Here is a 14,948-nt window from a genome sequence, read left to right as displayed (position 1 = left end):
GCCATGGCTCTCGTCGCAGGCGTCGACTCCTCGACGCAGTCGTGCAAGGTCGTCATCCGCGACGCGGAGAGCGGCGGGCTCGTCCGGCAGGGTTCCGCCGCGCACCCGCCCGGCACCGAGGTCCACCCCGAGGAGTGGTGGTCCGCCCTCCGGCGGGCCGTCGAACAGGCGGGCGGACTGGACGACGTGTCCGCCCTCTCCGTCGCCGGGCAGCAGCACGGCATGATCTGCCTCGACGACCGCGGCGAGGTGATCCGCCCGGCCCTGCTGTGGAACGACACCCGCTCGGCCGGGGCCGCGGCGGACCTGGTCACCGACCTCGGCGACGGCGACCGGGAGGAGGGGGCGCGCCGCTGGGCCTCCGAGACCGGAACGGTCCCGGTCGCCTCGCTCACCGCCGCCAAGCTCCGGTGGCTGGCCGACCACGAACCCGGGAACGCGGCCCGGATCGCCGCCGTCGCGCTTCCGCACGACTGGCTCACCTGGCGGCTGTCGGGGTCGGTCGGCGCGGAGACGCTGGTGACCGACCGCTCCGACGCCTCGGGCACCGGCTACTTCCAGGCGGCCGCCGACACCTACCGGTACGACCTGCTCGCCCTGGCCCTGCGCCGGGACGAGGCGGAGGCGCGGCGCATCGTCCTGCCCCGCGTGCTCGGCCCGGGGGAGCGGGCGGGGACGGGCGACCCGGATGCCGGGCTCTCCCACCTGGTGCTGGGTCCCGGCAGCGGCGACAACGCCGGGGCGGCGCTGGGCCTCGGGCTCCGCACCGGCCAGGTCTTCCTGTCCCTGGGCACCTCGGGCGTGGTCGCCGCCGTCTCGGAGGTGCCCGCCGCCGACCCCAGCGGCCTGGTCGCCGGATTCGCCGACGCCACGGGGGCCCACCTCCCCCTGGCGTGCACGCTCAACGCCGCCCGCGTCCTCGACGCCGCGGCGCGCGTTCTCGGCATCGGCCTCGACGAACTGGGCGAGCTCGCGCTGCGGGCGGAGGCCGGGGCCGGAGGGCTGGTCCACGTGCCCCACCTGGAGGGGGAGCGGACCCCCAATCTGCCGGACGCCACCGGTTCCCTGCACGGTATGACGCTGTCCTCCATGACACGGGAGAACCTCGCCCGCGCGGCGGTCGAGGGCATGCTCTGCCTCATGGCCGAGGCCATGGAGGCCGTCCGCGCCCAGGGCGTCGGCGTCGAGCGCATCACCCTCGTCGGCGGCGCCGCCCGTTCGGAGGCCGTGCGCCGAATCGCCCCGGCCGTCCTGGGGGTGCCCGTGGACGTCCCCGAGCCGGGGGAGTACGTGGCCGACGGCGCGGCCCGGCAGGCCGCCTGGGTGCTGTCCGGCGAAGAGACGCCTCCGCGCTGGGAGACGGGGCGGAGCCGGACGTACACGGCACCGCACGCGCCCGAGGTCCTCGACCGCTACCGCGAGGCCGCCGCCCGCGAGGCGGCCGCCCACGGCGCCTGACCCCCACCGCGCCCCGCCAGGGGCACGGGCCGCCCGGGAACCCCCTGCCCGGGCGGCCCTCCGCCTGCTCCGGCCCTCCGTTCCCGCGGCCGGCGCCTCCGGTCGGCCTACCGGGGATCCCCCGGCCGGGGGAGGCCGAAGAGGCGGGCGTCCTCGCGCGGGGGGCGGGGCGGGCGCACCGCCGTCTCCGTCCACCGGCGCTCCAGGAAGCGGCGCACCACCGCGGTGCCCGTGCCCGGCTCCCCGCCGCCCTCCAGTGCCAGCACCCCGCGCAGCAGCTCGGCGGCATCGGGCCGATCCTCGGGGTCCTTGGCCGTCGCGGCTGCCACCAGTCGCTCCAGACCCGGCGGCAGGTGCTCCAGGTCCGGCTCCTCCAACAGCACCCGCCGGGCCATCTCCTTGGTGCCCGCACGCCCGAACGGGTCGTGCCCCAGGGCCGCGAACGCCACCGTCACGCCCCACAGGAACACGTCGGACCTCTGCGTGGTGGGCCGGTGCCGGTACTGCTCCGGGCTGATCCACCCGGGGGTGCCCAGCCTGTCGACCTGCACGGCGACGCGCTCGTCGGGCAGCGCCTCCGGAGACGGCAGCCGCAGGTCCCGGTAGGCGCGGCGCATGCGGCGCAGACGGATCCACTTGGTCGGATCCGGATCCTCCACCGGATGCGCGATGCCGAAGTCGAGCAGCTTGGGCCCCGTGCCGGACAGCACCACGTTGCCCGGTTTGAGGTCGCGGTGGACCACCCCCGCCCCGTGCACGGCCCGCAGCGCCTCGGCGGTGCCCGCCGCCAGGCCCAGCAGCATTCCTCCGCGCAGGCGGCCGTGCCGCTCCACGTGGTGGCGCAGGGTGGGGCCCGGCACGTACTCGGTGATCAGCCACGGCACCTCCGCCTCCACGTCGGCGCGCACGAACCGCGCCACCGAGGGGCTGTTGACCCGCGCCAGCAGCCGCGCCTCCAGGGCGAAGCGCTCCCGGAAGCGCCGGTCGGACGCATGCCGGGCGTGGAGCACCTTGACGGCCAGGTATCCGCGCACACCGGGGGAGGCGGCGGCGTAGACGGTGCCCATACCGCCGGAGCCGACCCGCCCCAGGACGCGGTGCCCGCCGATCTCGCGGGGGTCCCCCGGCTCCAGGGGGTCGAGCCTGCGCACACCTCGTGCCTTCATCGGGGCTCCAGAGCGGGTGGGAGACGTGACGGTGCGCGGATTGTATCCGTGCTCCGCCGCGGCCGGAGGGCCGAAATCGCCTGTCCCGTCGGGCATTCCGGGCGATAAACTCTTCGGTGCGGACGAAGGGGGCGCGCTGTGGAGATCGTTCTCTCAGGCGGCCGGAGGGTCGTTCTCGGGCCGGCCGCGGTGGAGGCGCTGGCCTCGGCCGAGCCCTTCCCCGGCAATCCCGACGTGTGGTGCCCCCAGGGGGACAACGCCGCCCTCAACGCCTCCCTGATCTCCCAGGGACTGGCGGAGCGCACCTCCGAAGGGCTCCTGGTCCTCACCCCACGCGGCGTGGAGGCCCGCGGGCGGGCGCGGCGGCTGGCCTCCGCCCTCGGCCCCGGCACCTCCTCCGGCAGGGTGGTGATCGACCCCCACCTGGGTGAGAAGGAGGCGAAGGCCCTGCGCCGCTCCCTGGAGCGCCCGGTTTCCGCAGGGGCGGACGAGGGCGCGCTCGTCCCCGCCGCGCGGGTCCTCTACGGGATGATGTTCGCCGTCTTCGCCGGCATCGTCATCCTGGACCTGCCGGTACTCGCCAACCTCCTCCTCGCCGCGGCCGCGGCCCTCGCCCTCGTCCTCCCCCAGGGCCTTGCCGCCCGCCGCGGGCGCCGGGAACGGGCCGAGGCGCTGCTCGCCGAGTCGCTCACCGGCCACCACGTCTCCCCCGAGATGCTCGACGAGGACTGCCGCGGCCTGCTGAGGCGGGCGCAGGGAGCGGTGGACGCGGTCCTGTCCTCCTCCCTCCACGAGGAGGGCCTCCTCCTCGACAGCGTCCGCAACCGCGTCGTTCTGGCCGATGCCGAGTGGTCCGTCGCCGAGGGGCTGCTCCGGCAGACGCGCGAGCGCGAGCGCATGGCCGGACTGCCGACCCCGGGGGAGCTCAGCCGCAGGGCGTCCGACCGGGCCCTCGCGGCCCTGGACCGCGACCTCGGGCGGATCGCGGAACGCGTCCGGCTCCTGGAGGAGTACGCCGACCGGGTGAGGGCCGCCGAGGACGAGCGGCAGGACCGCGCTTCGGCGCGGGAGTTCGACGCCATCGCCGAGCGGGCCGCGGTGGAGGGAGCCGCCCACCGGCAGCAGGAGGAGGCCCTCGCCTCCCTCGTGCGCGCCCAGGAGACGGCCCTGCGCGTCGCCGAGTTCGACGTGTCCGGCGACCCGGGACCGCAGCCCTCGCCCTGACGGGTCCGCCCACGGACGGAAAGGGCCTTCGAACGTCGCGGCTCTCTGGCAGGCTCGGGTGGGAGCGGAAGGAGACGCCATGGCCCCCGAGCAGTTCATCGACGCGGCCCTGTGGTTCCCCGAGGCGGAGGAGAGTGAGCCCTTCGGCCCCGGTCACCTGGTCCACAAGATCGCCGGGCAGAAGATGTTCGCGCTGCTGGGCGGCGACCGGGAGGCAGCCTGGGTCAACCTCAAGTGCGACCCCGGGCTCGCCCTGGAACTGCGCGAGGAGTTCCCCGGCGTCACCCCCGGCTACCACATGGACAAGAGGCACTGGAACACCGTGTCCCTGTCCGAGGTCCCCGACGACGAGATCCTCGAGATGCTGAGACACTCGTACGTACTGGTGGCGCGGGGCCTGCGCAAGGCCGACCGCGACCGGGTTCTCGCTGCCCTCGGGGACGGCATCCCCCACCTCCCGGGCACCGGGAAGCCCACCGGAGCCGTGTGAGACGGGAGGAGGCCACGTGCCAGAGGACAGCGGGAGACGTCCCCCGGCCGTCGTCCAGGGGGTCCTGGAGCGCATCACCTACGCCAACGAGGACACCGGCTACACCGTCGCACGGGTGGACACCGGGCGCGGCGGCAGCGACCTGCTCACCGTCGTGGGCAGCCTCATGGGCGTCCAGCCGGGCGAGGCCCTGCGCATGCAGGGCCGGTGGGGCTCCCATCCCCAGTACGGGCGCCAGTTCCACGTGGACGACTACACCACCGTCCTGCCCGCCACCGTCCAGGGCATCCGGCGCTATCTCGGCTCGGGGCTGATCAAGGGGATCGGCCCCAAGATGGCGGAGCGGATCGTCGAGCACTTCGGCACCGACGCGCTCGACGTCATCGAGGACGAGCCGGAGCGGCTGATCGAGGTGCCGGGCCTGGGCCCCAAGCGCACCAGGCTCATCGCGGACGCCTGGGAGGAGCAGAAGGCCATCAAGGAGGTCATGGTCTTCCTCCAGGGGGTGGGCGTCAGCACCTCTCTGGCCGTGCGTATCTACAAGAAGTACGGCGACGCGTCCGTCGAGGTCGTGCAGAAGGAGCCCTACCGGCTGGCCACCGACGTGTGGGGCATCGGCTTCAAGACCGCCGACACCATCGCCCAGGCCGTCGGCATCCCCCACGACAGCCCTCAGCGCGTCATGGCCGGGATCCAGTTCACCCTCTCGGAGTCCACCGGGGACGGGCACTGCTACCTGCCCGAGGAGAAGCTCATCTCCGCCGCCGTCAAGATCCTCGGCGTCGAGGCGGGGCTGGTCATCGAGTGCCTGTCCCGGTTGGTCGAGGAGGAGGGCGTGGTCCGCGAGGAGGTCCCCGGGCCGGAGGGCGAGCCGGTGCGGTCCGTCTACCTGCTGCCCTTCCACCGCGCGGAGATCGGCGCGGCCGCCGGACTGCTCACCCTCCTCAACTGCCCCCAGGACCGGCTGTCGGCCTTCTCCGGTGTGGACTGGGAGGTCGCCCTGGGCTGGCTGCGCGAGCGCACCGGCACCGACCTCGCCGAGGAGCAGCGCCGCGCCGTGGTCCAGGCCCTCACCGAGAAGGTCAGCGTCCTCACCGGCGGCCCCGGCTGCGGCAAGTCCTTCACGGTCGCCTCGATCGTCACCCTGGCCGCCGCCAAGCGGGCGAACATCGTCCTGGCCGCCCCCACCGGGCGCGCGGCCAAGCGCATGACCGAGCTGACCGGCCACGAGGCGCGCACCGTGCACCGGCTCCTGGAACTGCGCCCCGGAGGAGACGCCGCCTACGACCGCGACAACCCCCTCGACTGCGACCTGCTGGTCGTGGACGAGGCATCCATGCTCGACCTCGTCCTGGCCAACAAGCTCGTCAAGGCCGTTCCGCCCGGGGCGCACCTGGTGTTCGTCGGCGACGTCGACCAGCTGCCGTCGGTGGGTGCCGGGCAGGTCCTGCGCGACCTGCTCGCCGAGGGTTCCCCCGTGCCCAGCGTGCGCCTCACCCAGGTGTTCCGCCAGGCCCAGGAGTCGGGAGTGGTCACCAACGCCCACCGGGTCAACCGCGGCGAGCCGCCCCAGTTCCAGGGGATGCGCGACTTCTTCCTCTTCCCCTGCGAGGAGACGGAGGACGCCGCCGCGATGACCGTCGACGTCGTCGCCCGCCGCATCCCCCGCACGTTCGGCCTCGACCCGCGGCGCGACGTCCAGGTACTCACACCCATGAAGGGCGGCGCGGCCGGCGCCGCGAACCTCAACACCGAGCTCCAGGCGGCCGTCACCCCCGCCGGCGACGGTGTTCCCGAACGGCGCTTCGGCAGCAGGGTCTTCCGGGTCGGGGACAAGGTCACCCAGATCCGCAACAACTACGAGAAGGGCGAGAACGGCGTCTTCAACGGCACGCTCGGTGTGGTCACCGCCATCGATCCGGTCGCCCAGGAGGTGAGCGTGCGCACCGACGAGGACGAGGAGGTCTCCTACGACTTCGCCGAGCTCGACGAGCTCGCCCACGCCTACGCCATCACCGTGCACCGCTCGCAGGGCAGCGAGTACCCGGCCGTGGTGGTGCCGGTCACCACCAGCGCCTGGATGATGCTCCAGCGCAATCTGCTCTACACCGCCATCACCCGGGCCAAGAGGCTCGTCGTCCTGGTCGGTTCGCGCCGGGCCCTGGCCCAGGCCGTCCGCAACGCCTCCTCCGGGTACCGGCACACCGCCCTGGCCCACCGGCTCCGCACCATGGGGGCGCCGGACACCTCCCGAGAGGTCGCCGCGTCCGGCCAGGACGTGTATCCGCCCGACATGCCCTAGGCTGGGACACCGTGGAACAGCAGACCCTGATCGTCGTGGGTGCGGCCATCGTCAGCGACGGCCGCGTCCTCGGCGCGCAGCGGGCCGAGCCCGCCGCACTGCGGGGCCTGTGGGAGTTCCCCGGCGGAAAGGTCGACCCGGGGGAGACCCCCGAGGAGGCCCTGGTCCGCGAATGCCGGGAAGAACTCGGCGCCGCGATCCGCGTCCTGGACCAGATCGGCGCGGACGCGCCCTTCCCGCCCTCGCCCGACCGCAGGCACACCCGCCCGGCGGTCCTGCGGCTGCTGCGCGCCGAGCTGGTCGGCGGCGAGCCCCGTGCCCTGGAGCACCTCTCGCTGCGCTGGCTGTCGGGCTCCGAACTGCACACGCTCCCCTGGCTGCCCGCGGACGTGCCCTTCCTCGACCCCGTCGCGGCACTCCTCGTCCCCGATTCCGCAGCCCTTCCTTGAATTTCTTCCCGGCGCGGGTGTGAGCAGGGCTGCGCCCGCGCTCCCGGAAGAGACCGTCGCGACCGCATAAAATGACCACGGGCCGTGGCACTCTGCGGTTCTTCCCAGTACCAGGAGATCGAGACTTCTTCATGTCCACCGCTACGCCCGTCGAGGGCTCCGCACGCCGTAGCGACCTTCGCAACGTCGCCATCGTGGCCCACGTCGACCACGGGAAGACCACCCTTGTCGACGCCATGCTCTGGCAGTCCGGCGTCTTCCGCGAGAACCAGGACGTCGACGACCGCGTGATGGACTCCAACGACCTGGAGCGCGAGAAGGGCATCACCATTCTCGCGAAGAACACGGCCGTCCACTACACCACGCCCGAGGGCGAGGACGTGGTCATCAACATCATCGACACCCCCGGCCACGCCGACTTCGGCGGCGAGGTCGAGCGCGGCCTGTCGATGGTCGACGGCGTGGTCCTGCTCGTGGACGCCAGTGAGGGCCCGCTCCCGCAGACCCGCTTCGTGCTCCGCAAGGCCCTCCAGGCCAAGCTCCCCGTCATCCTCGTCGTCAACAAGGTCGACCGGCCCGACAGCCGTATCGCCGAGGTCGTGGACGACGCCTACGAGCTGTTCCTGGACCTGGACGCCGACGAGTCGCAGATCGAGTTCCCCATCGTCTACGCCTGCGCACGCGACCGCAAGGCCTCTCTGGAGCGCCCCGCCAACGGCACCGTCCCGGAAAACGACAACCTCGTGCCGCTGTTCAGCACCATCCTGAACACCATCCCGGCTCCCGAGTACGTCCCCGGCGCGCCTCTGCAGGCCCACGTCACCAACCTGGACGCCTCGCCCTTCCTCGGCCGCCTCGCGCTGTGCCGCATCCAGCAGGGCGAGATGCGCAAGGGCCAGCAGGCCGCGTGGATCCGTGCCGACGGCACCGTCCAGCAGGTCCGCATCACCGAGCTGCTCATGACCGAGGGCCTGGAGCGCAAGCCCGCCGAGAAGGCCGGGCCCGGCGACATCGTCGCCATCGCCGGCATCGACGAGATCATGATCGGCGAGACCCTCGCCGACCCGGAGAACCCGGTCGCGCTGCCGCTGATCCAGGTCGACGAACCCGCCATCTCCATGACCATCGGCACCAACACCTCGCCGCTGGTCGGCCGGGTCAAGGGCGCCAAGGTCACCGCGCGCCTGGTCAAGGACCGCCTCGACAAGGAGCTCGTCGGCAACGTGTCGCTGCGCGTCCTGCCCACCGAGCGGCCCGACGCCTGGGAGGTGCAGGGACGCGGTGAGCTGGCGCTGGCCATTCTGGTCGAGCAGATGCGCCGCGAGGGCTACGAGCTCACCGTCGGCAAGCCGCAGGTGGTCACCAAGGTGATCGACGGCAAGGTGCACGAGCCCGTCGAGCGTCTCACCGTGGACGCCCCCGAGGAGCACATGGGCGCCATCACCCAGCTCCTCAGCGTCCGCAAGGGCCGCATGGAGAACATGGTCAACCACGGCACCGGCTGGGTGCGCATGGACTGGCTGGTGCCCTCGCGCGGTCTCATCGGCTTCCGCACCGAGTTCCTCACGGAGACCCGCGGCACCGGTATCGCCCACCACGTCTTCGAGAAGTTCGAGCCGTGGTTCGGCGACCTGCGCACCCGCGCCAACGGCTCCCTGGTGGCCGACCGGGCGGGGCAGGCGATGAGCTACGCCATGTTCAACCTCCAGGAGCGCGGCACGCTCTTCGTCGACCCGGGCACCGAGGTGTACGAGGGCATGATCGTCGGCGAGAACTCGCGCTCCGACGACATGGACGTCAACATCACCAAGGAGAAGAAGCTCACCAACATGCGCTCCGCCACCGGCGACGAGCTGGAGCGCCTGGTGCCGCCGCGCAGGCTCTCCCTGGAGCAGGCCCTGGAGTTCTGCCGCGAGGACGAGTGCGTCGAGGTGACCCCCGACGCCGTGCGTATCCGCAAGGTCATCCTGGACCAGAAGGAGCGCGGCCGGATCACGGCCAACAAGAAGCGCCAGCAGCAGTGACGGGCTGACGGCGGGGCGGGCCCGGAAGGGCCCGCCCGAGTTTTCCCGCAGGTCAACCGGGTAGACCGCTAGGACATGAAGACCGATCCCTCATGTCCTCGATGCGGTCGCGCGGTTCAGCCTCCGGGGCTCTGGTCCAGCGCGTGGGAGTGCGACGCCCACGGGCCCGTCGCCCCGCTCCAGCCCGTGCGGGCCCCCGGCCGGGCCGGCCTGGAGGCCCTGCTGCACCGGGCCGACGTCCCGGTGTGGATTCCGTGGCCCCTGCCCGCGGGATGGGTGGTCACCGGTTTCGCGGAGGCGGGTGACGAGCGCAGCGGCGCTCTGGCCACCGCCGTCGCGCTCTCCGGCCCCGGCCCCCTCGGGGGCGTCGGCGAGATCGCGGTCGTCGCGGAGGATCCCGGCATCGGTCTGGGAGCGCGGCTGGCCGGCCTGGAGGGGCCCGATCCCGGGGACGGCTTCGACACCGCAGCGCCCGACGCCAAGGTCCGCTTCGACGGCCACGACATCGCGCTGTGGAACCTGGACCTGGGCCGCGACCGCGCCGCCTACGCGGGTGAGGCCCTCGCGCACTGGCTGTGGCTGGTGTTCGCCTCCGCCGACACCGGAATGCTCATGTGCGAGATCAGCGCCCTGCGCGACCTGCGCGGCATCAACGACGGCGGTATCGCGCTGGAGCCGCCCTTCGGGGCCCCGAGCCCTTTCCTGTCCCGTGTCCTGGCGCCCGAGAGGTCGCAGGAGTAGGCGGCGTACAATCGCCCGGTGACTCGTATCGACCTGCACTCCCACAGTTCCGTCTCCGACGGCAGCGACACCCCCGCCGAGGTGATCGGACACGCGGTCGCCGCGGGTCTCGACGTCCTGGCCCTCACCGACCACGACACGGTGGGCGGTGTCCGAGAGGCGGCGGAGCACCTGCCGAAGGGCTTCACCCTCGTCCCGGGAATGGAGCTCTCCTGCGCCTACCGGGGATCGAGCGTCCACCTCGTCTCCTACCTGTTCGACCCGGAACACCCCGCGCTCGTGCGGGAGCTGCGCCGGATCCGCTCCGACCGGGCCTCCCGCGCCGGGGAGATGGTGGACAAACTCCAGGCACTGGGCGTCGCCGTCACCTGGGAGCGGGTCCTGGAGATCGCGGGAGCGGGCCGCGACGAGTACGCCGACGCCAACACCATCGGCCGGCCGCACATCGCGCGGGCGATCGTGGAGGCGGGCGCGGCCCGCGACGTGCAGGACGCCTTCGACCGCTGGATCGGCTCCGGCGGCCCCGCCTTCGCCTCCCGCTACGCGCTCGATCCGGTCCGTGCGGTGGAGCTGGTCCGCGCGGCGGGCGGGGTGTGCTCGCTCGCCCATCCGGGCCGGGCGGAGGGCGCCCTCAACGACGCGGTCCCCCTCGAACTCGTGGAGCGCATGGCAGCGGCGGGCCTGGGCGGTATCGAGGCCGACCACCCCGCGCACAACCGCGAGGAGACCGGGTACTGGCGCGGCGTCGCCGCGGACCTGGGCGTGGTGGTCACCGGTTCCAGCGACGACCACGGCAGCCTCACCAACCGCCGTCTGGGGTGCAGGACCACCGACCCCGCGGCCTTCGAGGAACTCGTGGCCCCCGCCACGGGAGCCGCCCTGATTCTCGGATAGCCGCTTTCGAGCCTCCGGGGACGTTCGATACGGTACCGACCGCTGCGACAATGGTCACAGCGTAATCACTCATAACAGACGAAGCGGAAAGGTCGGACACCGTGTTCTGGAAGCGGAAGTCGAAGAAGCAGGAAGGCCAGGAGGCCCCCGATTCCGCTGCGGAGCCCGCGGCGACCGACGAGGAGACCGAGGCCGCGGCCACCGCGGCGGAGGAGCCCGCCGCGGCCGAGGAGTCCGCCCCCGAGGAGGCCGGGGACGCGGCGGACGAGAAGCCCGGGACCGGGGAGGAGTCCGCCCCGGACATCTTCGCCGACGAGGGGGAGGAACCCGGCGTCACCGGCCCCGACCCCGAGGGCATCACCCGCGTGCGCACCGCGGGGGTCTTCGAGTTCGACGACGAGAAGTACGAGGTCGTCAGCAACACCTGGATCGTCGACGCCGACGACGAGGGTGTCGTCGTCATCGACCCCGGCCACGACGCCGAGGCGGTCCTCGAGGCCGTCGGTGAGCGCGACATCTACCTGGTGGCCTGCACCAACGCCTACAGCCCGCACATCGAGGCGGCCGTGAAGGTGGCCGAGGAGGCCGAGGCCCCCGTCGCCCTGCACGCGCGTGAGATGCGCCTGTGGCGACGCCTGCACGGCGCCGAGTACCGCCCCGAGGTCGAGGTCGAGGGCGGCGGCAGCATGACCGTCGGCGATCTCCAGATCGACATCCTCGCCCTGCCCGGCACCTCGCCCGGCACGGTGGGCTACTACATCAGCCAGCTCGGCGTCGTCTTCAGCGGGGACACCCTGCGCAAGGGTGAGCCCGGCATGGTGGGCAACACCTACATCGACTACACGACGCAGCTGGCCTCCATCGGGGAGTCGCTGCTGACCCTGCCCCCGGCGACCCGTGTCCTGCCCGACCGGGGTCCCGCCACGACCTCCGGCGCCGAGAGCAAGAACTTCGACGAATGGGTCTGACCCGCCCCGTGCCCCCGGCCCGTCCGGGGGCACATCCGTGTCCCGGGAGAGGCGTTCTCAGCGCCGTCCCACCGACTCCACCTCGTTCCAGAACGCGGTGAAGGCGCTGGAGGTGGTCTCGGGGGCGTCCACGTTCGGGGAGTGCCCCGCACCGGGGATCACGAGCCGCTTCGCCTCCAGCCGCTTGGCCATGGCGTCCTGGGCCTCCAGCGGCCAGGCGTCGTCGTTCTCCCCGTAGACGACCATCGCGGGCAGGCCCGTCCCGGCCAGTTCCCCGACGCGGTCGTCGGCGGAGGAGAGCTGTTCGGCCAGGCGGAGGAGGCCCAGGGCACTGCTGTTGAGCAGCCGGTCCCTGAGGAAGTCCCGGACGCCGGGGTCGGGGACGCGGCGGTGCGCGTCGGCCTCCAGCCCGCCGTCCCACAGCTCCCGCAGGCGCTCGCTCGTGGGGTTTCCCGCCAGGGCCGAGACGACCAGCTGGACGCGCAGCGCGCCGGGACCGGTGAGAGCGCCGGGGCCGCTGCACAGAAGGACGAGGGAGGCCAGGTCGACCAGACCGGACAGCGCGGTCTCCCGGACGACGAGGCCGCCCAGGGAGTGGCCCACCAGGTGGACGGGGGAGCCGCCGCCGACCTGGTCGACGACCTCGGCGACGACGGCGCCGAGGGAGCCCAGACCGTAGTCGGGCATCTGCACGCCGGGGGGAGCGGTGAGGGTCTCGGGGCCTGGGGACTCGTAGGTCCCCGGCAGGTCGATGGCGACCACTTCGCGCCCCGCCTGGGCCAGACTCTGCAGGAGCGCGATGAAGTCCTCCTTGCTGCCCGTGAATCCGTGCACGAGGACGGCGGGTGCGAGGTCGGCGCTGCCGGACACGGGCAGGGCGCGCAGCGCCGCCACCGGGCCGTGGGACAGATCCAGGTCCGTGCGCCGCACGCCTGGAGGCAGATCGAGGAACTTAGGTGTACTCACGTCGGGTCACCCTAGACGATCACCGGTCCGGCGGATGAGGAGGCGGGCCGTCGACGGGGCGCCCGGCACCGCGTGCCGGACGCGGTGCCCGTACCTCTCGGTCCGCCGTGGCGCTCGCTCGGGCGGCCGCGCCACGGCTCTCTCGTTCGGGGCCGTACCCGCCCCGGTGTCAGGTGTTCTCGGGGTCCCTGCGGGCCGCGGCGCGCGTGCGGCGACGGCGGCGGATCTGGCGGGTGCCCTCGGCGGACTCGGACTCTCCGGAGGCCTTGGCCGCGGGAGCCTTCGCCTCGGCGGTCCTCGCGCCGGCCTCCGCCGCGCCTCCGGCGGCACCGGTTCCCACGGACTGCCCGCCGCGGGTGCGCCGACGGCTGCGGCTGCGGCGGGGGCGCTCCTCACCGGAACCGTGGTCCTCGCCCCGGCTCTCGCCCCGGCTCTCGCCGCGGGCGGAGCTCCCGCCCCGGTTCTCGTTCCGGCCGCGACCCCTGCCGCGGCGCCCGCGCTCCGCGTGCGGCCCGCCGGTGTCGCCGATGTCCTCGATCTCCTCGGCCTCGAGCCCCTCGTGCTCGGAGCGCTTGTCCAGGGCCAGCTTGCCCTTGGTCCCCCGGGGGATGCCGAGCGCCTCGAAGAAGTGGGGAGAGGTGGAGTAGGTCTCCTCCGGCTCGTTGAAGGACAGGCCGAGCGCGCTGTTGATCAGCTTCCAGCGCGGCATCTCCTGCCAGTCCACGAAGGTGACGGCGGTGCCGGTGCGCCCCGCACGGCCGGTGCGGCCGATCCGGTGCGTGTAGGTCTTCTCGTCCTCGGGCGTCTCGTAGTTGACGACGTGCGTCACGTCGTCGACGTCGAGCCCGCGGGCGGCCACGTCGGTGGCGACCAGGATGTTGATCTTGCCGTTGCGGAACGCGCGCAGGGCCCGCTCCCGCTGGCTCTGCCCGAGGTCGCCGTGGACGGCCGCAACGGCGAAGCCGCGCGCCTCCAGGTCGTTGGCCACCCGGTCGCAGGTGCGCTTGGTCTGGCAGAACACCATGCTCTGGCCGTGGCCCTCCGCCTGGAGGAGCTTGGCGAGCATCTCGATCTTGTCCATCTGGTGGGTGCGGAACGCGTGCTGGGCGATCCGGCTGGTGATCGCGGACCCGTCGATCTCGTTGTCGTCGCCCGCGCGCACGTGCGTGGGACGCCGCAGGTACTGCCGGGACAGGGCGACGATCTCGCTCGGCATGGTGGCCGAGAAGAGCATCACCTGGCGCTCGGCGGGGATCCGCTTGAGGATGCGCTCGATGTCGGGCAGGAAGCCCAGGTCGAGCATCTTGTCGGCCTCGTCGAGGACCACCGCGCCGACCCCGTCCAGGCGCAGGTGCTTCTGCTTCTCCAGGTCCAGGAGGCGTCCGGGGGTGCCGACGACGACGTCCGCGCCCTCCTTGAGCCCGTTGATCTGCGGCTCGTAGGAGCGGCCGCCGTAGACGGTCAGGATGCGGGCGCCGCTGCGCTTGCCCGCCGTGGTGAGGTCGGCCGCGACCTGGATGGCCAGCTCGCGGGTGGGCACCACGACCAGGGTGCGGGGGCGCTTGGACGAACCGGGGGCCTCCTGCGCGCGCTGGAGCAGGGGGATCCCGAAGGCCAGGGTCTTGCCGGTGCCGGTGCGGGCCTGCCCGATGATGTCGCTGCCGTTCAGCGCGATGGGCAGGGCGAGTTCCTGGATGGGGAAGGGTTCGACGATCCCCTCGGCCTCCAGGGCGTCGGCGATCTCCTCGCTCACACCGAGACCGCGAAAGGTGATGCGTGGGTTCTGTGTGTCGTCTTTGCTGCTCAGGGCTCAGGCCTCCATATCGGCGGTCCGCTGTATCGGTGCGGCCGCGTCGGAATGCGGTTGCGGCCGGCTCCGGGCCGCCGCGGAAAGGCGCGGCTCGTCGGCCGTCCCGTTCGTTCGGAACTGCGCGGCGGCGCTGCCGTCCGGGTCCGTGCGGCCCGGGGGGCTACCCGGCCGTGGGCGGATCCGTCCGCTCGATCCGCTCCCTGGTTGGCGGGAGCGACCGTGGGTCATCGTTTCCTCGCGCACTGTCGACCGCCGGCGGGACCGTTCGCGCTCGGGCGGCGTCCTCTGCACGGCACCGCTGTGTGCGGGAGATCCCCGCGTGTGTTGAGGAGAGGTCCGCTTCGGCCGCACACGCAGGTCATCAGTGAGAGTCTAGCTGCTGACTTCCCCGGTGGACATAGCAGTTCACCGGGCTTCTCGGACGGCAATGGCGTACCCGCTTCCCCGTGTGTGCAA

At 72.9% G+C, this 14,948-nt stretch carries 12 protein-coding genes; 9 read left to right on the top strand and 3 right to left on the bottom strand.

Annotated features, from left to right (window positions below; genetic code table 11):
* The first annotated feature begins 3 nt into the window (after positions 1 to 3).
* Positions 4 to 1,458 (top strand): xylulokinase, encoded by a 1,455-nt coding sequence (gene xylB, locus FHS13_RS03830; RefSeq protein ID WP_184287521.1) that lies wholly within the window; start codon positions 4 to 6, stop codon positions 1,456 to 1,458.
* 107 nt (positions 1,459 to 1,565) lie between these two features.
* Here xylB and FHS13_RS03825 read toward each other — a convergent pair whose 3' ends face one another.
* Positions 1,566 to 2,624, bottom strand: a complete 1,059-nt coding sequence (locus FHS13_RS03825) for a serine/threonine-protein kinase (protein ID WP_184287518.1) — start codon at positions 2,622 to 2,624, stop codon at positions 1,566 to 1,568.
* 138 nt (positions 2,625 to 2,762) lie between these two features.
* On the opposite strand from FHS13_RS03825, the gene FHS13_RS03820 reads away from it, so the two are divergent.
* From FHS13_RS03820 to FHS13_RS03785, 8 genes are all read left to right on the top strand, one after another.
* Positions 2,763 to 3,848 (top strand): hypothetical protein, encoded by a 1,086-nt coding sequence (locus tag FHS13_RS03820; RefSeq protein ID WP_184287515.1) that lies wholly within the window; start codon positions 2,763 to 2,765, stop codon positions 3,846 to 3,848.
* 79 nt (positions 3,849 to 3,927) lie between these two features.
* Positions 3,928 to 4,338, top strand: a complete 411-nt coding sequence (locus FHS13_RS03815; protein ID WP_184287512.1) for an MmcQ/YjbR family DNA-binding protein — start codon at positions 3,928 to 3,930, stop codon at positions 4,336 to 4,338.
* A gap of 16 nt (positions 4,339 to 4,354) precedes the next feature.
* Entirely contained in the window at positions 4,355 to 6,640 is a 2,286-nt protein-coding gene (recD2, locus tag FHS13_RS03810; RefSeq protein WP_184287510.1) for an SF1B family DNA helicase RecD2, read from the top strand.
* 11 nt (positions 6,641 to 6,651) lie between these two features.
* Positions 6,652 to 7,089: an NUDIX domain-containing protein gene (locus tag FHS13_RS03805; RefSeq protein ID WP_184287507.1), complete on the top strand. Its 438-nt coding sequence runs from the start codon at positions 6,652 to 6,654 to the stop codon at positions 7,087 to 7,089.
* A gap of 131 nt (positions 7,090 to 7,220) precedes the next feature.
* Positions 7,221 to 9,113, top strand: coding sequence for a translational GTPase TypA (typA, locus tag FHS13_RS03800; RefSeq protein ID WP_184287504.1), 1,893 nt, complete (start codon positions 7,221 to 7,223; stop codon positions 9,111 to 9,113).
* Between the two features lie 75 nt (positions 9,114 to 9,188).
* The gene (locus tag FHS13_RS03795) at positions 9,189 to 9,854 is read left to right on the top strand and encodes a DUF6758 family protein (protein ID WP_184287501.1); all 666 of its coding nucleotides are present in this window, start codon (positions 9,189 to 9,191) and stop codon (positions 9,852 to 9,854) included.
* 18 nt (positions 9,855 to 9,872) lie between these two features.
* Complete coding sequence (locus FHS13_RS03790; RefSeq protein WP_184287498.1) at positions 9,873 to 10,748, top strand: PHP domain-containing protein; 876 nt, start codon at positions 9,873 to 9,875, stop codon at positions 10,746 to 10,748.
* A gap of 101 nt (positions 10,749 to 10,849) precedes the next feature.
* Entirely contained in the window at positions 10,850 to 11,716 is an 867-nt protein-coding gene (locus FHS13_RS03785; RefSeq protein ID WP_184287495.1) for an MBL fold metallo-hydrolase, read from the top strand.
* 57 nt (positions 11,717 to 11,773) lie between these two features.
* On the opposite strand, the gene FHS13_RS03780 is transcribed toward FHS13_RS03785, so the two are convergent.
* Positions 11,774 to 12,682, bottom strand: coding sequence for an alpha/beta fold hydrolase (locus FHS13_RS03780; protein ID WP_184287492.1), 909 nt, complete (start codon positions 12,680 to 12,682; stop codon positions 11,774 to 11,776).
* A 169-nt stretch (positions 12,683 to 12,851) separates the two neighbouring features.
* Positions 12,852 to 14,435, bottom strand: coding sequence for a DEAD/DEAH box helicase (locus tag FHS13_RS03775; RefSeq protein WP_184287489.1), 1,584 nt, complete (start codon positions 14,433 to 14,435; stop codon positions 12,852 to 12,854).
* Positions 14,436 to 14,948: the final 513 nt, after the last annotated feature.

It is taken from the genome of Nocardiopsis algeriensis (assembly GCF_014203695.1).
GTDB lineage: Bacteria > Actinomycetota > Actinomycetes > Streptosporangiales > Streptosporangiaceae > Nocardiopsis > Nocardiopsis algeriensis.
This window is presented reverse-complemented; position numbering and strand designations above follow the sequence as displayed.